This is a genomic window from Cognatiluteimonas profundi, from assembly GCF_009792795.1.
GTDB lineage: Bacteria > Pseudomonadota > Gammaproteobacteria > Xanthomonadales > Xanthomonadaceae > Cognatiluteimonas > Cognatiluteimonas profundi.
Map to the genome: position 1 here is coordinate 445725 of NZ_VKHQ01000004.1, position 22064 is coordinate 467788.

General features: G+C 69.8%; 17 protein-coding genes and 1 pseudogene. 5 read left to right on the forward strand and 13 right to left on the reverse strand.

The genetic code is table 11. The features are described 5' to 3' along the window. Positions 1 to 81 precede the first annotated feature (81 nt). From coaBC to GST15_RS08670, 3 genes and pseudogenes are all read left to right on the forward strand, one after another. A pseudogene (coaBC, locus tag GST15_RS08660) lies at positions 82 to 1346 on the forward strand (bifunctional phosphopantothenoylcysteine decarboxylase/phosphopantothenate--cysteine ligase CoaBC). Beyond that, positions 1343 to 1801 (forward strand): dUTP diphosphatase, encoded by a 459-nt coding sequence (gene dut / locus GST15_RS08665; RefSeq protein WP_159016846.1) that lies wholly within the window; start codon positions 1343 to 1345, stop codon positions 1799 to 1801. The pseudogene coaBC and the gene dut overlap by 4 nt, the downstream one beginning before the upstream one ends. Before the next feature lie 12 nt (positions 1802 to 1813). Then, a complete protein-coding gene (locus GST15_RS08670) occupies positions 1814 to 4135 on the forward strand; it encodes a phosphomannomutase/phosphoglucomutase (RefSeq protein ID WP_233263115.1) in 2322 nt (773 codons plus the stop codon). A gap of 47 nt (positions 4136 to 4182) precedes the next feature. Here the strand turns inward: GST15_RS08670 and GST15_RS08675 are convergent, their stop codons facing one another. The 11 genes from GST15_RS08675 to GST15_RS08725 form a co-directional block, all read right to left on the reverse strand. Continuing rightward, complete coding sequence (locus GST15_RS08675; RefSeq protein ID WP_159016847.1) at positions 4183 to 4797, reverse strand: YbhB/YbcL family Raf kinase inhibitor-like protein; 615 nt, start codon at positions 4795 to 4797, stop codon at positions 4183 to 4185. A gap of 46 nt (positions 4798 to 4843) precedes the next feature. Continuing rightward, positions 4844 to 6922: a tetratricopeptide repeat protein gene (locus GST15_RS08680; protein ID WP_159016848.1), complete on the reverse strand. Its 2079-nt coding sequence runs from the start codon at positions 6920 to 6922 to the stop codon at positions 4844 to 4846. An 89-nt stretch (positions 6923 to 7011) separates the two neighbouring features. Further along, positions 7012 to 8007, reverse strand: a complete 996-nt coding sequence (locus tag GST15_RS08685) for a YheT family hydrolase (protein ID WP_159017127.1) — start codon at positions 8005 to 8007, stop codon at positions 7012 to 7014. 25 nt (positions 8008 to 8032) lie between these two features. Next, the gene (locus GST15_RS08690) at positions 8033 to 8866 is read right to left on the reverse strand and encodes a lysophospholipid acyltransferase family protein (protein ID WP_233263116.1); all 834 of its coding nucleotides are present in this window, start codon (positions 8864 to 8866) and stop codon (positions 8033 to 8035) included. A 76-nt stretch (positions 8867 to 8942) separates the two neighbouring features. Then, the gene (locus GST15_RS08695; RefSeq protein WP_159016850.1) at positions 8943 to 9554 is read right to left on the reverse strand and encodes a YkvA family protein; all 612 of its coding nucleotides are present in this window, start codon (positions 9552 to 9554) and stop codon (positions 8943 to 8945) included. A 107-nt stretch (positions 9555 to 9661) separates the two neighbouring features. Then, the gene (locus tag GST15_RS08700; RefSeq protein ID WP_159016851.1) at positions 9662 to 10120 is read right to left on the reverse strand and encodes a hotdog fold thioesterase; all 459 of its coding nucleotides are present in this window, start codon (positions 10118 to 10120) and stop codon (positions 9662 to 9664) included. Positions 10121 to 10187: 67 nt separating this feature from the next. Then, positions 10188 to 10385 (reverse strand): hypothetical protein, encoded by a 198-nt coding sequence (locus GST15_RS08705; RefSeq protein ID WP_159016852.1) that lies wholly within the window; start codon positions 10383 to 10385, stop codon positions 10188 to 10190. A gap of 173 nt (positions 10386 to 10558) precedes the next feature. Further along, positions 10559 to 12499, reverse strand: a complete 1941-nt coding sequence (locus GST15_RS08710) for a phospholipase D family protein (RefSeq protein ID WP_425482217.1) — start codon at positions 12497 to 12499, stop codon at positions 10559 to 10561. Beyond that, positions 12496 to 13080, reverse strand: coding sequence for a YceI family protein (locus tag GST15_RS08715; protein WP_159016853.1), 585 nt, complete (start codon positions 13078 to 13080; stop codon positions 12496 to 12498). The genes GST15_RS08710 and GST15_RS08715 overlap by 4 nt, the downstream gene beginning before the upstream one ends. Next, on the reverse strand, positions 13071 to 13547 hold the full coding sequence (locus GST15_RS08720; protein WP_159016854.1) for a SixA phosphatase family protein: 477 nt from the start codon (positions 13545 to 13547) through the stop codon (positions 13071 to 13073). Before GST15_RS08720 ends, GST15_RS08715 begins: the two co-directional genes overlap by 10 nt. A gap of 130 nt (positions 13548 to 13677) precedes the next feature. Beyond that, complete coding sequence (locus GST15_RS08725; protein WP_159016855.1) at positions 13678 to 14313, reverse strand: ParA family protein; 636 nt, start codon at positions 14311 to 14313, stop codon at positions 13678 to 13680. 111 nt (positions 14314 to 14424) lie between these two features. Here GST15_RS08725 and GST15_RS08730 point away from each other — a divergent pair, with 111 nt between their 5' ends. Next, positions 14425 to 15066 (forward strand): putative 2OG-Fe(II) oxygenase, encoded by a 642-nt coding sequence (locus GST15_RS08730; RefSeq protein ID WP_159016856.1) that lies wholly within the window; start codon positions 14425 to 14427, stop codon positions 15064 to 15066. A gap of 21 nt (positions 15067 to 15087) precedes the next feature. Here GST15_RS08730 and GST15_RS08735 read toward each other — a convergent pair whose 3' ends face one another. After that, the gene (locus GST15_RS08735; protein WP_159016857.1) at positions 15088 to 16191 is read right to left on the reverse strand and encodes a COG3904 family protein; all 1104 of its coding nucleotides are present in this window, start codon (positions 16189 to 16191) and stop codon (positions 15088 to 15090) included. 136 nt (positions 16192 to 16327) lie between these two features. Then, the gene (gene ggt, locus GST15_RS08740) at positions 16328 to 18028 is read right to left on the reverse strand and encodes a gamma-glutamyltransferase (RefSeq protein WP_159016858.1); all 1701 of its coding nucleotides are present in this window, start codon (positions 18026 to 18028) and stop codon (positions 16328 to 16330) included. Between the two features lie 292 nt (positions 18029 to 18320). Here ggt and GST15_RS08745 point away from each other — a divergent pair, with 292 nt between their 5' ends. Then, positions 18321 to 21998, forward strand: coding sequence for an indolepyruvate ferredoxin oxidoreductase family protein (locus GST15_RS08745; protein WP_159016859.1), 3678 nt, complete (start codon positions 18321 to 18323; stop codon positions 21996 to 21998). Positions 21999 to 22064: the final 66 nt, after the last annotated feature.

Sequence of the window (22064 nt, forward strand, 5' to 3'; positions counted from 1 at the left end):
CCCGTCGATGCCGGAGTCGGCTGCCGGTGGCGCTTCGGGTAAGCTAAACCCCGCACCGGCGGTAGGGAAATTCCGACCCACATGGCAGCGTCCGGCCTCCATCTGCAAGGCAGCCGCATCGTGTTGTGCGTGTGCGGCGGCATCGCCGCCTACAAGGCGGTCGAACTCGTCCGCCGCCTCGGCGACGCCGGCGCCGAGGTGCAGGTGGTGATGACCGCGAATGCCCTGCGCTTCGTCGGCACCGCGAGCTTCCAGGCGGTGTCCGGGCGCAGCGTGCGCAGCGCGCTCTGGGACGAGGCGGCCGAGGCGGCAATGGGGCACATCGAACTGGCCCGCTGGGCCGGTCAGGTGCTGGTCGCGCCCGCCACGGCCAACACCCTGGCCAAGCTGGCGCATGGCATGGCCGACGACCTGGTGACGACCCTGTGCCTGGCGACGACCGCGCCGGTCGCCGTGGCCCCGGCCATGAACCACCGCATGTGGTCGCATCCGGCGACGCAGGCCAACATCGAGACCCTGCGCGCGCGCGGCGTGCAGGTCATCGGGCCCGACGCCGGCCCGCAGGCCTGCGGCGAATTCGGCCCGGGCCGGTTGCGCGAACCCGACGCGATCATCGCCGAACTGGCGCAGACGCCTTGACGGTGTCGCTGGGCGGGCTGCGGATCGTCGTCAGTGCCGGTCCCACGTTCGAGGACATCGATCCGGTGCGCTTCATCGGCAACCGCAGCAGCGGCAAGATGGGCTTCGCGATCGCCGCCGCCGCCGCGCGCCGCGGTGCCGACGTCCTCCTCGTGGCCGGGCCGGTGGCCTTGCCCACTCCCGGCGGCGTGCAACGGGTCGACGTGCGCTCCGCCGCGCAGATGCGCGAGGCGGTGCTGGCGGCACTGCCCGCCGACGTCTACATCGGCGCGGCGGCCGTCGCCGACTTCACGCCGCGATTCCCCGCCACGCACAAGCTGAAGAAATCCGCCGGCGGCGACGCGATGCTGCTCGATCTGGTGCGCACGCCCGACATCCTCGCGCAGGTCGCCACGCAGGCCCGGCGCCCGCGCCTGGTGGTGGGATTCGCCGCCGAAACCCAGGACCTGGCGCGGTCCGCGCGCGGCAAGCTGCACGACAAGCGCGTGGACATGATCGTCGCCAACCAGGTCGGCGTCGCCGGCAGCGGATTTGAGGCCGACGACAACGCACTGACGGTGTTCGATGCCGATGGCAGCCACGCGCTGGGCGCCGGGCCGAAGACGCAACTGGCCGAACGCTTGCTGGACCTGGTCCACGCACGCCTGCAGCGCGCCGGAGCGGCGCCGGCACCGAACCCCACCATCCCGGGACCCACGCAAGCATGATCCACACACTGGAAGTCCGGGTGCTGGACCCGCGCTTCGGCACGCAATGGCCGCTGCCCGAATACGCGACCCCCGGCAGCGCCGCGCTGGACCTGCGTGCCGCGATCGACGCCCCGTTGCGGCTGGAGCCCGGTGACGCCGCGCTGCTGCCATCCGGGTTGGCCATCCACGTCGCCGACCCCGGCCTGTGCGCGCTGGTGCTGCCGCGCTCCGGCCTGGGCCACAAGCACGGCATCGTGCTGGGCAACGGCACCGGCCTGATCGACGCCGATTACCAAGGCCCGCTGCTGATCAGTATCTGGAACCGCGGCATCGCCGCGTTCGTCATCGAGCCGGGCGACCGCATCGCGCAATTGCTGCTGGTGCCGATCGTGCGCGCGGCCCTGCAAGTGGTGGATACTTTCGAGCACAGTGCACGGGGCAGTGGCGGCTTTGGCCACACCGGCGTGCGCTGACAGGGGATGACGATGACCGACCGAACCAAACCGCGCCTGCAGCTGCCGATGGCGCAATTGCGCCCTGCGCTGCCGGTGCTGGCAGCTGTGCTGGTACTGCTTGCCCTGTGGGTGGCGTGGGGCGGCTGGCAGCAGATGCAGGACGCCAGCCTGAGCCAGTCGCTGCAGGCATCGCGCGACCTCGTGGCAACCGGCACGCAACGGGAATTGCAGCAACAGACCGACCGCCTGCGGCTCAAGCTGGCCTCGCCCGACGTGCAGATCGCGCTTGCGGCGGGCGACCTGGGCAAGGCCGCCAACCTCATCAAGACGGGCTGGCCTCACATCGAGGAGGCGCTGATCCTGCCGGCTGACCTGGACGCGGCGTACGGCACCCTGCCGCAGGGCGGGTTCGGACGCCTGGCCGCGGCCGAGGCCGCGCTGGTGGCCAAGGGTCCGGTCGCGCGGATCGGCAAGGACGGGGGCGCGAAGTTGCTGCTGGCGGCTCCGGCCAAGGCCGGCGAGCGCCTGGTCGGCGTCGCCTATGTGCGCCTGCCGCTGTCGCTGGCCACCGACGCCCTGCAGTCGGCGAATGTGGAAAGCAGCAGCTACCTGGCACTGCGGGAGGGCAACTACACCGTGCTCGAGCGCGGCGACCCCACCCTGTCGAACGTCGCCGAGGCGATGGCGGTCAAGGTTCCGGGCAGCGACCTGCGCATTGCCGCGGGCCTGCCGGACACCACCAGTGGCGCGTTCGGACTTGGCGCGCTGGCGTCCTTCATCGCCGCCGCGGTCCTGCTGGGCCTGGGCGTCCTGGCCTGGCTGGCGCACCGGCGCGGCTTCGGCATGGGCCATGGAGCCTTTGCCGCCGCCGACGACAACGAGCCCACGCTGGCGCAGGCCATGCAACAGGCGCCGGTGATGCCGCGCCCGGTGGCCGAAGCACGCGCTGTCGAGGAGCCCGCCAAGACCGCGGTCAGGATCGATCGCGGCATCTTCCGCGCCTACGACATCCGCGGAATCGTCGGTCAATCGCTCGATGCCGGCGTCGCCGAGTTGATCGGCCACGCGGTCGGCACGCTGATGTTCGAGAAAGGCCTGAACGACATCGTGGTCGGGCGCGACGGACGCCTGTCCGGGCCGGACCTGGTCGCCGGCCTGACCGAAGGCCTGCGCAAGGCCGGCCGCAACGTCATCGACATCGGCATGGCCCCATCGCCGGTGGTGTATTTCGGCAGCTTCCAGTTACGCACGGGTTGCTGCATCGCCGTCACCGGCAGCCACAATCCGCCCGACTACAACGGCTTCAAGATCGTCGTCGGCGGCGACACGCTGTCGGGCGATGCCATCCTCGACCTGCATGCGCGCATCGCCGAGGACCGCCTCCACGTCGCGGCCAGCCCCGGGTCGCTCGCCCATCGCGACATCGGCGAGGAGTACGTGGCGCGCATCGCCGGCGACGTGCAGATCGATCGCCGCCTGAAGATCGTGGTCGATGCCGGCAACGGCGTGGCTGGCGTGCTCGGTCCGCGCGTACTGGAGGCGATCGGAGCCGACGTCACGCCGCTGTATTGCGAGATCGACGGCAACTTCCCCAATCACCATCCCGATCCGAGCGAGCCGAAGAACCTGGTCGACCTGGTGCAGATGGTGCAGCGGCTGGATGCCGACCTCGGCATCGCCTTCGACGGCGACGGCGACCGCCTGGGCGTGGTGACACGCGATGGCGAGACGATCTATCCCGACCGCCTGCTGATGCTGTTCGCCGCCGACGTGCTGGAGCGCAATCCCGGCGCGGTGATCGTGTACGACGTCAAATGCACCGGCCGCCTGCCCGGCCACATCCTGCGCCACGGCGGCAGCCCGCTGATGTGGAAGACCGGGCATTCGCTGATCAAGGCCAAGATGCGCGAAACCGAGGCCGAACTGGCCGGCGAGATGAGCGGCCATTTCTTCTTCGCCGAGCGCTGGTATGGCTTCGACGACGGCATCTACGCCGCGGCACGCCTGCTGGAAATCCTTGCGGCGCGGCCGGAATCGGCCACCGAGCAGCTCAACGCGCTGCCCAACGGGGTGTCGACGCCGGAGATCAAGGTCGATGCGCCCGATGGCGATCCGCACAGCTTCGTCGAACGTTTCCGCGCGGCGGCGCGCTTCGAGGGCGGGCGCAGCTCGACCATCGACGGCTTGCGCGTCGACTGGCCCGACGGCTGGGGACTGGTCCGTGCGTCCAACACCACGCCGGTGCTGGTGCTGCGCTTCGATGCCGACTCGCAGGCGGCGCTGGTCCGCATCCAGTCGGCATTCCGCGAACAGCTGCTCGCGCTCAAGCCCGACCTGGTGCTGCCCTTCTAGTCCACGCGTCGATCGCAATCGGCGCGCGGGATCGCGCGCCGCCGTCGTCAGGCGGCGACGGCGGGATTGAGCGAGTAGCGGCCCCAGACGGCGGTTTCGGCCAGCACGTGGCCATGCATCGCGCGCCACACATCGGCCACGCGGAACCCATCGCCGACCGGCAGGGGCGCGATGTCCAGCGCGAACAGGCGGAAGAAATACCGGTGCATGCGCAGGTCGTTGAACGGCGGGTACGGGCCGTCATAACCGGAATACTCGCCCGCCATCTCCGGATCACCGGCAAACCATCCGGTGTAATCGTTGAGGCCCTGGCGCGAGCCGGGCGGGCCCGGCGGCATGCGCTTGCCGTGCGCGGTGACGCCATCGCTGCAGCTGCCGGCCTCGATGGCGCGCAAATCAGCCGGCAGGTCGACGAGCACCCAGTGCACGAATTCCGCGCGCGGTTGCTCGACCGGTATCTGCAGGTCGCTGCGACCGACGGTGGCGGCGTCGGTCGGCGCATCGGTGTCGATGCACATCAGCACGAACGAACGCACGCCTGCCGGCACGTCGTCCCAGTGCAGCTGCGGGTTGCGGTTGCCGCCGAAGCCATCGGCGACTCCCATCGCGAATTCGGCCGGAATGCGCTCGCGTGGCGCAAAGCTGTCGCTGGCGATGTGCATTGGTGCGCTCCGGTCGAAGTAACGGGGTTGGTGCCGTGGTGCTGGCTTATTCGTAACCCAGTCGGCGTGCGGCCGGCGTCAGCACCGCGAAGGCGTCGCCGAGCACGTCGGCATAGGCGCGCCAATGGCCGGCGGGGAATCGCTTCGAGGCCATGGCCGTCGCCGGCTGCAGGGGAGCGTCGATCGCCGCCGTCACGGCGCTCGCCAGTGCGGCCGCGTCGTCGACCGCCGCGTCCAGGCGCAGCAGCCGGTGCGGATGCAGGTTCTGCTCATGCAGCGTCGCGACCTGGCCAAGCACGTCAGCCAGCCAGGTCGCGGCGGCCTGGACCGTGTCCATCGCCAGCGGCGGCACCGCGCCGAACGCCAGCCAGTCCAGCAGCATGTCGCGCGGATCGCGGATGGCGATCAGCAGCAGCGCCTCGGGCAGGTGCGGTCGCAAGGCCAGCAACAACTGGTTGTCCCAGAACGGCAGCCAGTCGACGACCTGGTCGTTGCCGATGCCGCGCGCGGGCAGCCCGGCGCGCCATTGCGCGGCGACATCCGCCGGCGCGAGGCGGCCCGCCTGCAGCGCGGCGATGGTGTCGAACTGCTGCAGCGGATCGCGCGGCGGCGACTGGCCGAAACGATCGGCGCGGAATCCAGGCAGGCCGGCGCCGAGCACGGCGGCGACACGTTCAACCGCCGAGCCCGGCGCGCCCCACAGCAGGGCGACCGCCGGTGTTCCGGCGGCCACGGTGCCGGGTTCCGGCCAGCTCTCCGGGGACGGGCCCGGCTGCCAGAGCGGCAGGCGTTGCGACGCTTCCCCCGCGCGCAGCTGGCTGAAGGTGGCGACCGCCGCGGCGGCCTGGCCGGCGCGGTCCTGCGCAAGGCCCAGCCATCCGGCCAGCAGTTGCTGGCTCTCCGGCGCCGTTGCCTTGGACAGCAGCTGCTCGACACGGGCGATGGCCGCAGCCGGGTCGCGCTCGATCAGGCCGTTGAGCAGGCGCATTTCGCCGCTGCTGCGGCCCGGCTCGATGGCGACGATGCGTCGTGCGATCGCCTCGGCGGCATCGCGTTCGCCGGCGCCGTCGTGCAGCGCCATGCGCGCTTCCAGCGCCGGCAGCGCATCGGGTGTCGCCGCCAGCCAGCGGGTCACCACGGCCTGCGCCGGTTCGCTGCCGACCGGCTCGACCGCCAGCCGCGCCTGCCACAGGTCGGCGACATCCGGCGCCATGGCGACCGCGGCATCCAGGGTCGAGCGCGCCAGCTCACGATCACCCAGTTGGCGCAGGGTTTCCATCAGCCCCGCCAGGGTGCGGCGATCCGTCGGCTGCGCGGCCAGTGCGTCGCGCAACCAGGGCAGCGCGCGCGTGGGCTGGCCGGCCGCCAGCTCCAGCTCGCCGGCGATGCGCCGCAGTCCGGGCGTGGCGCGGGCCGGATCGGCCAGCAGCGGTGCGATCTCCTGCACCGCCTCGCCCGGCCGCCCCTGCTGCCGCACCAGGTCGGCGATCAGCGCGCGCAGGTTGGCCGCATCCGGATGCCGCGCCAGGACATTGCGGAACACCTGCTCGGCGAACGCGAGGTGGCCCTGGGCCATGTAGACGAATCCGAGCGCGTACCCGATCTGCGCGTCATCCGGGTGGCGCTGCAGGGCGGTGGCGAGGATCGCTTGCGCGCGCGCGGCATCGCCTTCGCGCAGCGCCAGGGTGCCCTCGATCGCGGCCAGCTGCGGGTGGTCCGGCGCGATCCTGGCGGCGAGGCGTCGCAGTCGCGCGGCCTCGCCCAGGTCGCCGCGACCCAGCGCCAGCTGCGCCTGCAGCACGTAGGCGCCGAAGAGATTCGGGTCCAGACCGATGCTGCGCGCCAGCGCGGCCTGCGCCGCATCGAGCTGGCTGTCGCCGAGCAGCAGGCCGGCGCGCTCGAAGTGCGCCTCGGCGTCGTCGGGGGCCAGCGCGATCGCCCGGTCGATGCTGGCCAGCGCCTGCGCCGGATCGCCGGACGCGCGCTGCGCGGCCGCCAGCAACCGATGGGCCTGCGCGCTGTCGGGACGCGCGGCAACCGCCGCCGTGGCAGCGGCGAGCGCCTGTACATGGTCACCGCGATCCAGGGCAGCGCGGATGTCCGCGGGAAAATCGGTCGATTCCATCACGCGTCCATCGGCAAAAACGAGCCCGCGATTGTAGTGGACGCCGCCGCCGCGGACGCGCCTTCGGCAATCCGGTGCCGCGGCACGCGCTAATCCGGGATCGCGGCCAGGCGATCGGCCACCCAGCTTTCGGCGAAGCCGTCCATGCGGGCGTTGAGCAGGAAACCGCAGTGGCCGCCACGTTCGGCCATTTCCAGGCGCGCATTGGCCGGCAGGCGCAATGCGGAAAACTCCGCGACCGGGATCACCGGATCGTCGGCGGCCATGAGCACGTCCGCCGGCACCTGCAAACGCGCCAGCCGGTCCCCGGCGATGGAATAGCCGTCGAAATACGCGTCCAGGCTGCCGAAGTCGGTGTGGCGCTGCACCAGCCATTCGGTGAGCTGGCGCATGTCGAGCTTGAGCGTGCGATCGTCGAAGTCGTGCTGCTGCGGGAACAGCGCGCGCTTGCGCTGCAGCGATTCACGCCAGCGGTTCTCGAAATGGCGCAGGTACACGCGCCATCCGCGCTCCATCTGGGTCATGGTCACGGCCGGGTCCAGCACCGGGCAGACCGCGGCCACGCGGACCAGATCCAGGCCCGCGGCCGGCGCGCGCAGGGCCAGCCGCAGCGCGAAGTTGCCGCCCAGCGAATACCCGGCCGCCACCAGCGGCGCACCGGCGTGCGGAAGCAGGCGGCGCGACATGTCGACCGCCGCGTGCACGACTTCATCGATGCGGTTGGAATGGAACAGCGCCTCGTTGAGGTGGTGGCTGTCGCCGTGGTCGCGGAAGTTCAGGCGAAACACCGCGAAGCCGCGGCCCAGCAGGTGCGCCGCGGTGAGCCGCATGTAGCTGGACTCGGTGCTGCCTTCCCAGCCATGCAGCAACAGCGCCAGGCCGCGTGGCGCGACGCCCGGCACGATGCTGTGCAGGCCATGCAGGCGCACGCCGTCGCCGCCGTCGAGCAGGTGCCCGGTGGTGACGGCGCCGGTTGCGGCCAGCAGCTCGGCGCCACGATGTCGGCGCCAGGGACTGGAGCCGAGCATGGTCTGCAGGTGGGGGCTGCGCAGCCACCACGGCGGGCGGTACGCCGACGCGGTCAACATCGCGACGACGGCATCGACAATGTCAGCCGCCCATGACCTGGACGATGCGCTCGCGCGCCAGCACCGCGATGCCGCGGCGCCCCTCGGAGTCGCCTGGCGTGATCGGCTCGAGGAAGACCACGTCGGCCCGGCGCGCGGGCTCGCCGAGCAGGCGCAGGACATTGCCGACGAAATGCTCGCCGCGCTGGAAGGCGACCAGCGCCTGCGCATCGCCCTGCTCGCCGTAGCGCAGCGCAACCGGCTGCACCGGCGTGCCGGTTTCGACCGCCGCCAGGAAGATGCGGGCATGGAACGGCCCGATCTCGCGGCCACTGCCGGTGCGGCCTTCCGGGAACACCGCGACCGAGCGGCCGGCGCGCAACCGCGCCAGCATCTCGTGCAGCACGCCGCCCAGCGACTCGGTGTTGCCGCGCTGGTGGAAGATCGTTTCGGCGCGCGCCGCCATCCAGCCCACGACCGGCCAGGAGGCGATCTCATGCTTGGCCACGAAGCCCATCATCCGCTGGCTGTTGAGCACGACGATGTCGGCCCAGGTGACATGGTTGGCGACGAACAGCGTCGCGCCCGGCAACGGCGTGCCGATGCGGCGCAGCCGGAATCCGCATATCCGCACCAGGCCCGCCGACCAGAGCCGGATCACGCGGTGGTCCAGCCGTTCGCTGCCAAGCCGCCAGCCCGCGGTCAGCGGCGTGAGCAGCAATGCCGCCAGCGGCAGGTCGACCAGCAGGTGCCACAGCAGCAATGGCACGCGGTAGCCGTAGCGCAGCGCGCGTGCAAGCGGGTTCGCGCGTGGCGCGGTCTGGTGCTGGGGCGCGCCGACAGGCTGCGCGCCGATCGGGGGCGACGGCTCTTTCATGCGTGCACGATACGGGATGCCCCGGGCGGACATCGGTCCGGGAAACGAGCGGCCGGGCAACCGGCGGCGACCTGGCTCAGCGGAAGGTGAACAACCCCGGGCGCCAGGTGCGCGTGTAGCTGCGGGCCGCGCCATAACCGCTGCTGCTGCCGTAGCCCACGCCCATGTCGCGCTCGCGGCGATCGTGCATGCGCTCGACCAGTTCCTCGCGACGGCTGGACAGCCAGTCGGCACGACCGACCTTGTCCGGTTGCAGCCCGCGGCGCTCGGCCTGGTGCTGGCGGAAATCGCAGAAGTCGTCGTAGGCGTCGATCTCGTGCTTGAGCTCGCGCACCGACAACTCGATCATCACCGCGTCGTCGAGGAAGCCCAGCACCTGCACGTGGTCGGGGATCACGTCGTCGGGATCGCAGAAGTACACCAGCGCCGACAACACGCGGTCCTTGTCCGCCTGCTGCATCGCCCAGCCCTCGTCGCGGACCATGGCGATCATGTCGTCCAGGCGCAGCAGGCGCTCCTGGATGAAATCCGGGATGCGCACCTTCTTGGCGTCGGACAGCAGCTTGAGGGCGCAGTCGAGGATCTCGCCCTCGGACTTGCCCTCGGCCGCCTTCTTCGTCCTGGCCATCGCCTCGTGGAAATGCTCCAGGTCGCGGTCGTTGAGTTCGAAGTTCAGCGAGATCGACATGGGCGTTCCGGATATGGGAGAGGGAAGACGCGAAGCCTAGGGCGCCAGTCGCGGCCGGTCAATTCAAGTCACGTCGCAAGCAACCGGGCGCGGCCATGCCGGGAATGTCAGCGCGGCCGTTGCGGCACCACGGCCAGGGTCAGTCGCGAAATGCACACCAGCCGGCCGGCGGAGTCCTCGATGCGCGTCTCCCACACCTGCGTCGTGCGGCCGACATGCAACGGTCGCGTGGTACCGGTGACGAGACCGTCGCGCACGGCCGCCAGATGGTTGGCGTTGATCTCGATGCCGACGCACAGCGAATCCGCATCCACGCACAGGTTGCCGGCGCTGCTGCCCAGGGTCTCGGCCAGCAGCACCGATGCGCCGCCATGCAGCAGCCCATACGGCTGCCGGGTCCGGGCATCGACCGGCATGGTCGCGCGCAGGAAATCCGGGCCGATTTCGGTGAAGACGATGCCCAGGGGCTGCATCGCGGTGTCGCGCGACAGGGCGTTCAGGGCTTCCAGGGTGGTCGCGCGGCGGAACACGCGCGACCGTGATGCGGCGGTACTGGGTCCGGTCATCGCGGCACGATAACCGACCGGCGCCGGGACGACACGGGAGAGGGGCGCGTCGCCCCGGCGCGGCAGCTCAGCCGCAACGGAACCGCGGCTGTCCGTTCCAGCCGGAGACGTACTGGCGCTGGGCGGCGTAGCCGCTGCTGCGGCCGTAGCCGATGCCGAAATCACGTTCGCGGTACTGCCGCGGGAACGCACTGGCGTGCTCGGCCGGCGGGAGACTGAAGGGGCGCAGGGTCAGCAGCGAGGTGGGCATGGGAATGGTGTTCATGGAGGGCTTCCGGGGCTGGGTGGGTCGGTGTGCTGGTAATGTACAACACCACACCAAAACCGCATGGGCCGGAAGTCACCCCTCTGATGGCATGGGCCATTGTCGAGTCCCGGCAGCCGGATTGGCCGAGCCAGCAGATGGCCGTCGCAAGCGGCCCGGACCGCCCACGGTCGCTACAGGACCGGAGCGAACCCGGCGCCGAAGGCGGTGAAGATGCGGGTCAGCACGCTCTTGAAACCGAGGTTGACCTCGGGGAAATCGCCGACCGGGCGATAGCAGGCCTGGAACCTGGGGTCGGTCGGCGGCAGCGGCAGCGGACAATCCGGCCCGGGCTGGAATTCATAGCTGGTGGCGTAGCGCACCGGCCACAGGTCGAAGATCGGCAGGCGTTCGGACAGCTTGGCCAGCGAGTACTCCAGCCCGGAGAACACCGGCGCCTTGTCGCGCGGCGCGATGGTCCAGCTGTTGGCCGGCGCGATGTCGCGGCGGATGCTGTCGCCAAGCTCGCGCGCGAAGGCCGCATCGGCGATGACGACCGCACTCTCGGTGTTGTAGTGGTCGCCGCGCGGATCGAAGTTGTGCGTGCCGATCACCGCGATGCTGTCGTCCACCACCATGGATTTGGCGTGCAGGCCGGTGCGCACGCCGGGATGCTTCAAGGGCATGCGTTCCAGGTTGCGACGGCTCGCGGCGAGCGCGGCATATTCGCTCTGCAGCGGATTGCGGTAGCGGTCGACCACGGAGCCGTCGTGGCCCAGGCGCGAATCGCGCGGACGACGCGAGCTCGAGGCGTCGAACAGTCGCCCGGGCGGGATCGCCGGCTGCCTGGCGGCCACCGGCGGCGTCGCTGGCACGTCGACCGGGGCATCGACTGGAAAGGGCTTGTATTCGTGGATCTCGAAGCCGAAGTCGCGCAGGTAGCGCCGCTTGTACTTGTACGACAGCGCGTAGGTGATGAACGAGTCGGTCGACGCCAGGCTGCTGGTCGAGACGATCACGCGCGGCGCTTGCTGGCGCCGGTGCATGCCACGGAACAGGTCCTGCGCCGATCGCGACAACACCAGGTAGGGCGTCTGCAGCAGCACCTCGCTGCGACTGGAGTCGATCAGTTCGCGCAGGCCGCGCGAGGCCGTGGCCGGGCCCGGATTGGGCTCGCTGTGTTTCTGCGGCAGGTCGGCAAGGTAATCGACAACACCCACCGGCAATGCCTTGTCGGCCAGGCGGGTGCGGATCAGGTCGGTGTCCGCGGCGTCGCGCGACATCGCGGCGACGCGTTGGGGTTGCTCGAAGTCGTCCCTGGCGAGCGGCGGCACGCCGGAATCGAGGATGCGCCGGCCGACGTCGGTGAGCTGCTCGGCCGGCCAGCTGCGCACGTTGGTCCAGAACGCGTCGAAGTTGCGCTGCATGTCGCGCGCCACCGGACCGGCGACGAGCACGTCGCGATCGCGGAAGTTGTAGTCGGCGCTCCAGTCGAAATAGTCGTCGGCATAGTTGCGGCCGCCGGTGACGCCGACCGCGCCGTCGACCAGCAGCATCTTGGTGTGCATGCGCTGGTTGAGCTGGTGCCAGCAACAGGTGGCCGCCAGCAGGAATTCGGGATAACTGATGTGCGCGCGGCGCAGCACCGGGTTGTAGATGCGGATGGAGAAGTTGGCGTGCGCGCCGGCCAGCGCAGCCAGGGTGTTGACACGTTCCAGTGCGGAGAGCTGGTCGATCAGCAGCCGCACGCGGACCCCGCGGCGAGCGGCGGCGAGCAGCTCGTCGAGGAACAGGTGGCCGGCGTCGTCCTCCTCGAAGATATACGTCTGCACGTCGACCGACCTGGTGGCGCTGCGGATCAGGCTGATGCGCGCGAGCATCGCGTCGGCGCCGCGATCCAGCATCAATGCGTAATGCCGCGGCGCGGCCGCGGTGCTTTCCGCGAACGCGCGCCCCGCCAGTTCATGCAGCGGCGATGGCTGCGCGCAGGCATCGGGCTGGTCGCAACCCACGACCGTGGAGCGCGCGGTGACCGTGATCGCCTCGGCGCGCGCGCGCTGGCCCGACGTCATCGTGACGCAGGCGCTGCAAGCCAGCGCCAGCATGGCCGCCGCGCACGCCTGGAGCGCGTTCACCCGCCTGGCCCGCGCACGCGAACCCGCAACGCGAACCGCACCCGGTCCGACAACGCGACATTCCAGCGACCCATGCCGTAGTCGCCGCGATGGATCGTGCCGCTGGCGACCACGTCGCAACCGTGCCCCGGCGCGTCGCAACTGCCGGGGCTGATGGTGAACACCTCGCGGCGGCGGACGTTGCGGATCGTCAGCATCCCCGGCAGCTCACCGCCGTCGCGCAGCAAGGCCGGTGCATAGGCGTCGGAGAGGAATTCGACCTGCGGGTATTCGGCGGCATCGAAGAACCCGCTGCCGCGGGTGAAGCGCGTGTAGGAAGGATGGTCGACGATCTCCACGGTCGCCGTCTTCAGTTTCAGGCGCACCTGGTGGCGCCCGTCGGCAAGTTCGGCCACCTCGCCACGCGGATCCGGAAAATGTCCCAGCAGCGACTGCCCCCAGCGCGTCTGCAGGGTGAAGCCGATGCGCGAGGTCGCCGGATCGATTTCCGCGGGCCGCGCGACCGACATGCCCAGTGCCAGCAACATCGTCGCCAGCATGATCCGATGCAGTGCGGGACGACGGTGCGCGGTCACGGCCACCAGAAGGCGGACAGGGTGGCGACGCCAGGCTCGATCGATGCGTCGGCCGGCAGCGACAGCACCACGATGCCGCCGGGCGGCATGCCACGGAAGTCGCCCGATTGGCCGCTGTGCATGAGCGCGGCCAGGTGTTCCAGGCCCGGGTTGTGCCCGACCAGCAGCAAGCGGTCGGCGTCGCGGTGGTTGTCGGCCAGCTCCGCCAGCATCCCGGACGTGCCTTCGTAGATGGCCGGATCCAGGCGCTGGTCGACGTAACCCACCGCGCCCAGCACCGCTTCGACGGTTTCGCGCGTGCGGCGCGCGGGCGAGCACAGCACCCGGTCCGGGATCAGCTTGTTCTGGGCCAGCCAGCGACCCGCGGCCTCGGCCTCGGCCAGGCCTTCGGGCGACAACGGACGGTCCAGGTCGGACTGGCCGGCACTGGCCGGTTCGGCGTGGGCGTGGCGCAACAGGATGAGTTCTCTCACGGTATGGACTCTCTCACGGCCAAGGTGGTGTCGCGGACGGGCGCCGCTGGGCAGCCACCCTGATTGCAGCAGCGTAACGAAGCGGCCGTGCGACGGCGTGAGTCCTCCCTGTGCGGGAAGCTGCCTGCGTTCAGGGCGCCTTCTTCAACCAGCGCAGCAGCGGCTGCCAATCGGCCTGGTGCTCGCGCAGTTGCGCGGAGTGATAGTCGAACAGGCTTTTCCCCAGCCCTGCCAGCATCGCGTAGGCCTGGCTGTCGCGCAGTTGCGCCACCAGTGGATACGGCCATTGCCCGAGCAGTTCGAGCGCCTGCTGCGAACTGTTCGTCCACGGCTTGAGCTTGTTGCCGACCAGCCCGACGCGCAGTTCGCCGCGGCGCACGCGCGGATGCCTGGCCAGGGTATCGAGGAACGGCACGGTGGCCTCGATGTCCAGCGTGGATGGCAGGATCGGCACCACGATCGCGTCGGCGCGCTCCAGGAACTGGCCCAGCTCGGCGGCCATGGAGCCGGCGGCGGCATCGATGATGACCATCCCGGTATCCGTGGGCAGCTGGCGCCGCCAGCCCTTGCCGCCGGTGCCATCGAGCGGCAGCACCGCACTGGCCATTCCCGCGCGTCGCTGCGCCCAGCGGGTGGAGGAACCCTGCGGGTCGGCGTCGACCAGCGCGGTGTGGTGCCCGGCCAGCGCCGACTGCGCGGCGAGATGCGAGGCGATCGTCGTCTTGCCGACGCCACCCTTGGAACTGGCCACCAGGATCGTCTTCATTCGGCCCCCGTCATGCGGCGATTTGCCCCAGCCCGCAGCCTACACCGGAACCGGCCGCGCAAAGCCGGGGGTCGGCACGATTAAGATCGCGACACGACAAGGAGCCATCGCGTGCCCAAGATCCAGCCCCTGTTCCCGGTGCCATTCGCCTTCGACCAGCATCCCGACCCGGCGCGGCTCAATGCCGCGCTGCGCGAATTGTTCCTGGCCCACGACCGCGATGCCGATCGCAACCCGGTGCCCTACACCGAGCGCAACGCGGCCTTGTTCGAAAGCCGCTTCGACCTGTTCCGCTGGCCGCAACCGGAGGTCGCCGAGCTTCGCGAGTTCTGCCTGTCGCGCACGCTGCAGCTGGTCCAGCAGCTCAACAACCATCCGCCCGAGCTCATGCGCCAGTTGCGCGTGGGCGTGGAATCCTGGTTCCACGTCACCCGCAGGCATGGCTGGTTCGGCACCCACAACCATCCCAATGCATCGTGGTCCGGCGTCTATTGCGTGGATGCGGGGCGCGCGGACGCGGGCAGCGAGGACAGCGGCAAGTTGACCTTCCTGCATCCCAACCCGGAGGCGGGAATGCACACCGACATGGGCAACGAGTCGCTGGTGCCGCCGTTCAACGTCGCCCACGCCGGTTACCTGCTGCAGGCGGGACAACTGGTGCTGTTTCCGTCCTGGCTGATGCACCACGTCACGCCCTTCGTCGGCGAAGGCGAGCGCATCACGGTGGCGTTCAACTGCAAGTTCACGCGCTAGCGGTCGGCGCGCGCCAGCCGATCAGTCCACGGCGCCGGTCGCGGCTCCCGGCCTGGGGCCGCGCGGCGGCGACTGCCCCGATAGCGGCAGCGCCTGTCCCGCGCGCTGGGCGTACTGGTCCAGCGCGCCGCGGCCGGCGCAATGCGCATCGGGAAAGCCGAACCGCTGTTCCAGATCATGCCCGCACGCCTGCATCGCCTCGGCGCCTTCGCCCGGCTTCATGCAGTTGCTGTCGAACGCGCGCATGAACCGGTCGCGCCGGCGCACGAAGTCGTCTCCGCACTGGCGCATCAGGGTGATGCGATCCAGATCGTCCTGCACGGCATTGGTCCCCGACAGGCCGAAGCCTGCGAGCTCATCGGCGGTCAACACGCGCAGGTCGCGGTTGGGGATCGTCATCATCTGGTCGGCCAGTGCGCTGGCGGCGCCGTTGCGCGCCAGGTAATCGCGCACCTGTCCGGTGATGTCGGCGAGTTCGGCGCTCAGTTCGCGCCGCGTGGTCGCACGCGATTGCTGGCGGATCAGCCGATGGATGCCGACCTTGCCGGCGATCGAGCGGGTGTCGCCGGCCGCCAGCACCAGCACGCAGGCGCTGTGGCAGACGGAGCGCTCGCGCACCCAGATCGCCCACTGCGATCCGGCGATCACGTCGCCGGCGCGGATGGCTTCCTCGACTTCGCCGCCGGTTGAATCGATGTCCAGGATGCGGTCGCGGATATCCATGCGCCGGGCGATCGCGCCGACGCGTTCGACCAGCGCGGTGAAGCCGGGCCCGATGTTGCCGCGATAGCGCAGGCGCAGCAGGCCGGTGTCGCGGCACGGCGACAGCGTGTCCACCAGCACCAGGAAATCCAGCGACTCGACCGGGCGCCCGTCGCCCTGCGCGGCGTAATCGTCGGTGCAGCTGACCCAGGCGGCACCGTCGTGCAGGCGAGCAGTCGGCCAGTGGGTGCCGGAGAGGTAGTCGGCCGGCGGCGGCGCGATGCGCGCGCGCTCGTGCGTGCTCGTGGTCTCACCCTGGTTGCCCAGCGTCACCACGTCGGTGCCGGATCGTGGCGCAGGCTGCGCACGCTCGCAGGCCGGCAAGCCCAGGCACAACAGCATCAACAGCAACAACCTGGACATCAGTCGGATCCATTCCCGCCCATGGCACGCATCGGCCGCACCGATCTCCCGCGCCTCGTGCCGGCAATTGGCGATCGGGGGATGGAGTGTCGCCCCTGCGTCGTGAACCACGGGTGGTGCGCGCACCTCATGCACATCAATAGCCGGCGGCCTGTCCATCCTTGCGTGACTCGCTGGCGCCGATGTAGCCGCCCTGCGGATTCACCATGATCGCCTGGTAGCCGCCGTAGGGGCCGTCGGCAAAACGCACCGAATGTCCCTTGCGCATCAGCGCACGCACCGTCTCGTACGGGAAGCCGCTTTCCAGGTCGACTTCACCGCCATCGGCCATCGGCTGGTACTGCGCCTCGGGTTCGGTGGAACCATCGTGCTGGATGCGTGGTGCATCGCCGGCTTCCTGCAGGTTCATGCCGAAATCAATCAGGTTCATCAGGATCTGCGCGTGACCCTGCGGCTGCATCGCCCCACCCATCACGCCGAAGCTCAGCCACGGCTTGCCCGCCTTGGTGACGAAGGCCGGGATGATCGTGTGGAACGGCCGCTTGCCGGGTGCGAATGCATTGGGGTGGCCTTGCTGGAGCACGAACTGCTCGCCACGATCCTGGAAGATGAACCCCAGCCCGGGCGGCGCCATGCCGCTGCCCATCCCGCGATAGTTGGACTGGATCAGCGACACCATCATGCCGTTGGCGTCGGCCGTGGTCAGGTACACGGTATCGCCCTCATCGAGCGCCTTCGGCGTGCCCGGGGCCACCACGCGCGCGGCCTTGTCCATGTCGATCAGCTTGCGGCGCTGGTCGGCATAAGGCTTCGAGATGAGTTCGGCGACGGGCGTCCGGTAGAAATCGGGGTCGGCATAGAAGCGCGCGCGGTCGGCGAAGGCGAGCTTCTTCGCCTCCACGAACAGGTGCACGTGCTCGGGGCTGCCAAATCCGTAGTGCTTGAGGTCGTAGCCCTCGAGCAGGTTCATGATCTGCAGCGTTGCGATGCCCTGGCCGTTGGGCGGCAATTCCCAGATGTCGTAACCGCGGTAGTTGGTCGAGACCGGCTCGACCCAGTCTCCGTGATGCGTCGCCAGGTCTTCGTAGGAAAGGAAGCCGCCGTTGGCCTTGAAGTAGGCGTCGATGCGATGCGCGATCTCGCCCTTGTAGAACGCATCGCGGCCGCCATCGGCGATTTTCTGCAAGGTATCGGCCAGCGTCGGCCGCTTCCACATCTCGCCGGTGCGCGGGCCGCGCCCGTCGCGGGTGAACTGCTCGCTGAAGCCGGGGAATTTCGACAGCCGCGGCACCGACGCGCTCCAGTAATACGCGATCACCTCGCTGACCGGGAAACCTTCGCGCGCATAGCGGATCGTCGGCGCGAGCAGGTCCTGCATCGGCAGCTTGCCAAAGCGGTCGTGCAATGCGAACCACGCATCGACCGCGCCAGGCACGGTCACCGGCAACGGCCCATAGGGCGGAATCGCGGTGAGCCCGCGCTTGCGGAATTCCGCCAGCGTCAGCGATTTCGGTGAGCGGCCGGAGCCGTTGTAGCCATAGAGCTTGTGGGTCTTCGGGTCCCACACGATCGCGAACAGGTCACCGCCCACGCCACTGCCGGTCGGCTCCATCAGTCCCAGCGCCGCATCGGCGGCGACCGCCGCGTCCAGCGCACTGCCGCCCTGCTTCATCACGTCCAGCGCGATCTGCGTCACCAGCGGCTGCGAGGTGGCCGCCATGGCGTGTGGCGCATAGACCTCGCTGCGGGTGGCGAAGGGCTTGCCGGTGATCCGGTCGGCACCGCTGGCGGCACCCATGGCGAGCAGTGCGAACAGCAATCCGCATCGCGACGCCATCGCGGGACGCAGTCTTGTGCAGCAGGAATTCAACATGGCAGGGCCTCCGAAGCCGACCATACTGCATGGAACGCGCGTGGTTTGCGGTCGCAGTCGCGTTGTCGGCGCCACAGGTGACGTGCCGGGAATGTCGGCGCGCATTCATGCCTGGCGACGGCAGGCACCCGTCGCAGCCGTCCGCCCGGACCTCGACCGCACGGCACGGCGTGGCCGCCATGTACCATTTGCGGCCCGCGCTCCCCCGCAGTGGCCGACAACCGGCCTGCGGCGCCCTGTCCCGACTCCCCTGACCATGACCGGATCGACCCTGACCGCTGTTGCAGGCGCCCCTGCCGCCGGCATCCCGCAGCTGGACGACAGCTACACGCTCGAGCATCGGTACAGCCGCACGACCGGCCGCATCTACCTCAGCGGCGTGCAGGCGCTGGTGCGATTGCCGTTGATGCAACGGCTGCGCGACCAGGCCGCGGGCCTGCACACCGGCGGTTTCATTTCCGGCTATCGCGGCTCGCCATTGGGCGGGTTCGACCTGGAACTGTGGCGGGCGAAGAAACACCTCGAGGCGGCAGGGGTGACATTCACCCCCGGCCTCAATGAAGACCTCGGCGCGACCATGGTCTGGGGCACGCAGCAGACCAACCTGTTCGAGGGCGCCAGCGTCGATGGCGTGTATGCGATGTGGTACGGCAAGGGTCCCGGGGTGGATCGTTGCGGCGATGTCTTCAAGCACGGCAATGCCGCCGGCACCTCGCGTTTGGGCGGCGTGCTCGCGCTCGCGGCGGACGACCATGCGTGTCGCTCGTCGACCCTGCCGCACGGCTCGGAAGGCGAGTTCAGCAGCGCGCTGATGCCGATCCTCAATCCGGCCGGCGTGCAGGACATCCTCGACATGGGCCTGCTCGGCTGGGCGATGTCGCGTTTCACCGGGCGCTGGATCGGCTTCAAGACCATCGCCGAAACGGTGGAGTCGTCGATGTCGGTGGACGTCGACCCGTTCGCGCTGCGGATCGTCACGCCAACGGACTTCGAACTGCCGCCGGGCGGACTCAACATCCGCTGGCCCGACCCGCCGCTGGACCAGGAAATGCGCCTGCACCGGTACGCGGTCACGGCCGCGCAGGCATTCGCGCGCGCCAACGGCATCGATCGCGTGGTGATGGATTCGCCGGATGCGCGCCTGGGCATCGTCACCACCGGCAAGTCCTACCTGGACGTGCTGCAGGCGCTGGAAGTGCTCGGCCTGGACGAGCGCGCCTGCCGCGACCTCGGCATCCGCGTCTACAAGGTCGGCATGACCTGGCCGCTGGAGCCGGTCGGCATCTCACGCTTCGCGCGCGGGCTCGAGGACATCCTCGTGGTCGAGGAGAAGCACGCCTTCATCGAAAGTCAGATGAAGGAACTGTTCTACAACTTCGCCGGGCGCCGGCCGAGCATCGTCGGCAAGTACGACGAAAGCGGCGAATGGATCCTGCCCTCGACCAACGAGCTCACGCCGGCGCGGATCGCGCGCGTGATCGCTGGACGCCTCGCGCGATTCCATACCAGCGAGCATATCCAGCAGCAGCTCGCCTTCCTGGCGTCCAAGGAAGCCGAGCTCGCGCTGCCGCGGGCGAACTTCCCGCGCGTGCCGCACTACTGCTCCGGTTGTCCGCACAACACCTCCACGCGCGTGCCCGACGGCTCGCGCGCGCTGGCCGGCATCGGTTGCCACTACATGGTCACGTGGATGGACCGCAGCACCGACACGTTCACCCACATGGGCGGCGAAGGCGTGACCTGGTCCGGGCAGGCGCCCTTCACCACCACCCCACACGTATTCCAGAACCTCGGCGACGGCACTTACTTCCATTCCGGTTCGCTGGCGATCCGGCAGTCGGTCGCCACCGGCGTCAACATCACCTACAAGATCCTCTACAACGACGCGGTCGCGATGACCGGCGGGCAGCCGGTCGACGGCACCCTGTCGGTGCCGCAGATCGCGCACCAGGTGCGCAGCGAGGGCGTGCAGGTCATCGCGATCGTCAGCGACGAGATCGGCAAGTGGAGCGATGCGTCGCTGTTTCCCGCCGGCGTGGAATTCCACGACCGCGGCGAGCTCGACGCCGTGCAGAAGCGCCTGCGCGAGGTCAAGGGCGTCAGCGTGCTGGTGTACGACCAGGTCTGTGCCACCGAGAAGCGCCGCCGCCGCAAGCGCGGCAGGATCGCCGCGCCGGCCAAGCGCGTGTTCGTCAACACGCTGGTGTGCGAGGGCTGCGGCGACTGCGGCAGGAAGAGCTTCTGCGTGTCGGTGCTGCCGAAGGACACCGAGTTCGGACGCAAGCGCGAGATCGACCAGTCCGGCTGCAACATGGACTACAGCTGCGTCGAAGGTTTCTGCCCCAGCTTCGTCACCGTGCACGGCGGCAGCGTGCGCAAGGGCCGCAAGGTTGATGCGACCGACCTGCTGGCGAACCTTCCCCAGCCCACGTTCGCGACCGACCTGTCGCAACCGTGGAACATCCTGATCACCGGCGTCGGCGGCACCGGCGTCGTCACCATCGGCGCGCTGCTGGGCATGGCCGGGCACCTGGAGGGCCGCGGTTCGAGCGTGCTCGACCAGACCGGCCTGGCGCAGAAGGGCGGCGCGGTCACCACCCACATCCGCATCGCGCGCTCGCCGGCCGACATCCACGCCGTGCGCATCGCCGCCGGCGAAGCCGACCTGGTGCTGGGCTGCGACATGGTCGTGGTCAACGACTACTGGGCGCTGTCGAAGATCCGCGCCGACCGCAGCCGCGTGCTGCTCAACACCTACGAGGCGATGCCCGGCGCGTTCACCACGCGCCCGGACATGGAATTCCCCGCCGCGGACATCATCGCCGCGGTGCGCACCGCGCTGGGCGGTCGCGAGCCCTTGCTCGTTGATGCGACGCAGCTCGCCACGGCGCTGCTGGGCGATGCCATCGCCGCCAACCTGTTCATGCTCGGCCATGCCTGGCAGCAGGGCCTGGTGCCGCTGTCGCTCGAGGCGCTGATGCGCGCGGTGGAATTGAACGGCGCGGCGGTCGAGATGAACAAGACCGCGTTCGCATGGGGTCGCGTGGCCGCGATCGACATCGATGCGGTCGCCGGGGCGGCCGGCGTGGTGCGCAACGCGGCGACGATCGCCGAGCGCACCCCGCACGAACTGCCGCTGCTGGCGCCGCGTCCGTCGGAGGGCCATGAGTCCGGGCTGGTCGACGCGCTGCTGGCCACGCGCGAGGAGGACGAGTTGCGGCACGTGCCGGCACACGGCAGCGACGTCGCCTTCCTGCCGCTGGACGATGCGCGCCTGTCGCGATCGCTCGACGAGGTGATCGCGCGCCGCATCGCCTTCCTCACCGACTACCAGGACCAGCGCTATGCGCGGCGTTATGCCGACCTCGTCGCCAGGGTGCGCGCCACCGAGCAGCAGCGCGTTCCCGGCAGCACCGACCTGACCGAAGCCGTCGCCCGCTACTTCTTCAAGCTGATGGCCTACAAGGACGAGTACGAAGTCGCGCGCCTTTACACCAGCGGCGATTTCCGCCGACGGCTCGAGCAGCAGTTCGAGGGCGACTACACCCTGCGCTTCCACCTCGCGCCGCCGTTGTTGTCCAGGAAGAATGCCGACGGCGAGTTGCGCAAGCGCGCCTTCGGCCCCTGGGTGCTGACCGCGTTCAAGGCCCTGGCATCGCTGCGGCGCCTGCGCGGCACACCCTTCGACGTCTTCGGCCATACCGCCGAGCGCCGGATGGAGCGCCAGCTCATCGCCGATTACGAACGCCTGGCCGGTGAGCTGCTGGAGACGCTGACGGACGGCAATGTCGGCCTGGCCGCGGAAATCGCCAGCATCCCGGAACACATCCGCGGCTATGGGCACGTCAAGCACGCCCACCTGCAGGCCGCCAGGGAGCGCGAGGCAGCGTTGCTGGCGCGATGGCGCGAGCCGCCGGCAGTCGCCGCCGCCTGAGGGTCCGGCCGGGGAGCTTGCGGGCAATGCGTGCCCTGTCACGGCTTGGCGCCGTGGCGGCATGCT

Excerpts from the sequence above, each read along its gene's own strand:
- dut (WP_159016846.1), top strand. The coding sequence starts at position 1,343 with ATGATCCACACACTGGAAGTCCGGGTGCTGGACCCGCGCTTCGGCACG.
- GST15_RS08695 (WP_159016850.1), bottom strand. The coding sequence starts at position 9,554 with ATGTCGATCTCGCTGAACTTCGAACTCAACGACCGCGACCTGGAGCAT.
- GST15_RS08700 (WP_159016851.1), bottom strand. The coding sequence starts at position 10,120 with ATGACCGGACCCAGTACCGCCGCATCACGGTCGCGCGTGTTCCGCCGC.
- GST15_RS08735 (WP_159016857.1), bottom strand. The coding sequence starts at position 16,191 with ATGTCCAGGTTGTTGCTGTTGATGCTGTTGTGCCTGGGCTTGCCGGCC.
- GST15_RS08670 (WP_233263115.1), top strand. The coding sequence starts at position 1,814 with ATGACCGACCGAACCAAACCGCGCCTGCAGCTGCCGATGGCGCAATTG.
- GST15_RS08690 (WP_233263116.1), bottom strand. The coding sequence starts at position 8,866 with ATGAAAGAGCCGTCGCCCCCGATCGGCGCGCAGCCTGTCGGCGCGCCC.
- ggt (WP_159016858.1), bottom strand. The coding sequence starts at position 18,028 with ATGGCGTCGCGATGCGGATTGCTGTTCGCACTGCTCGCCATGGGTGCC.
- GST15_RS08725 (WP_159016855.1), bottom strand. The coding sequence starts at position 14,313 with ATGAAGACGATCCTGGTGGCCAGTTCCAAGGGTGGCGTCGGCAAGACG.
- GST15_RS08680 (WP_159016848.1), bottom strand. The coding sequence starts at position 6,922 with ATGGAATCGACCGATTTTCCCGCGGACATCCGCGCTGCCCTGGATCGC.
- GST15_RS08675 (WP_159016847.1), bottom strand. The coding sequence starts at position 4,797 with ATGCACATCGCCAGCGACAGCTTTGCGCCACGCGAGCGCATTCCGGCC.
- GST15_RS08705 (WP_159016852.1), bottom strand. The coding sequence starts at position 10,385 with ATGAACACCATTCCCATGCCCACCTCGCTGCTGACCCTGCGCCCCTTC.
- GST15_RS08745 (WP_159016859.1), top strand. The coding sequence starts at position 18,321 with ATGACCGGATCGACCCTGACCGCTGTTGCAGGCGCCCCTGCCGCCGGC.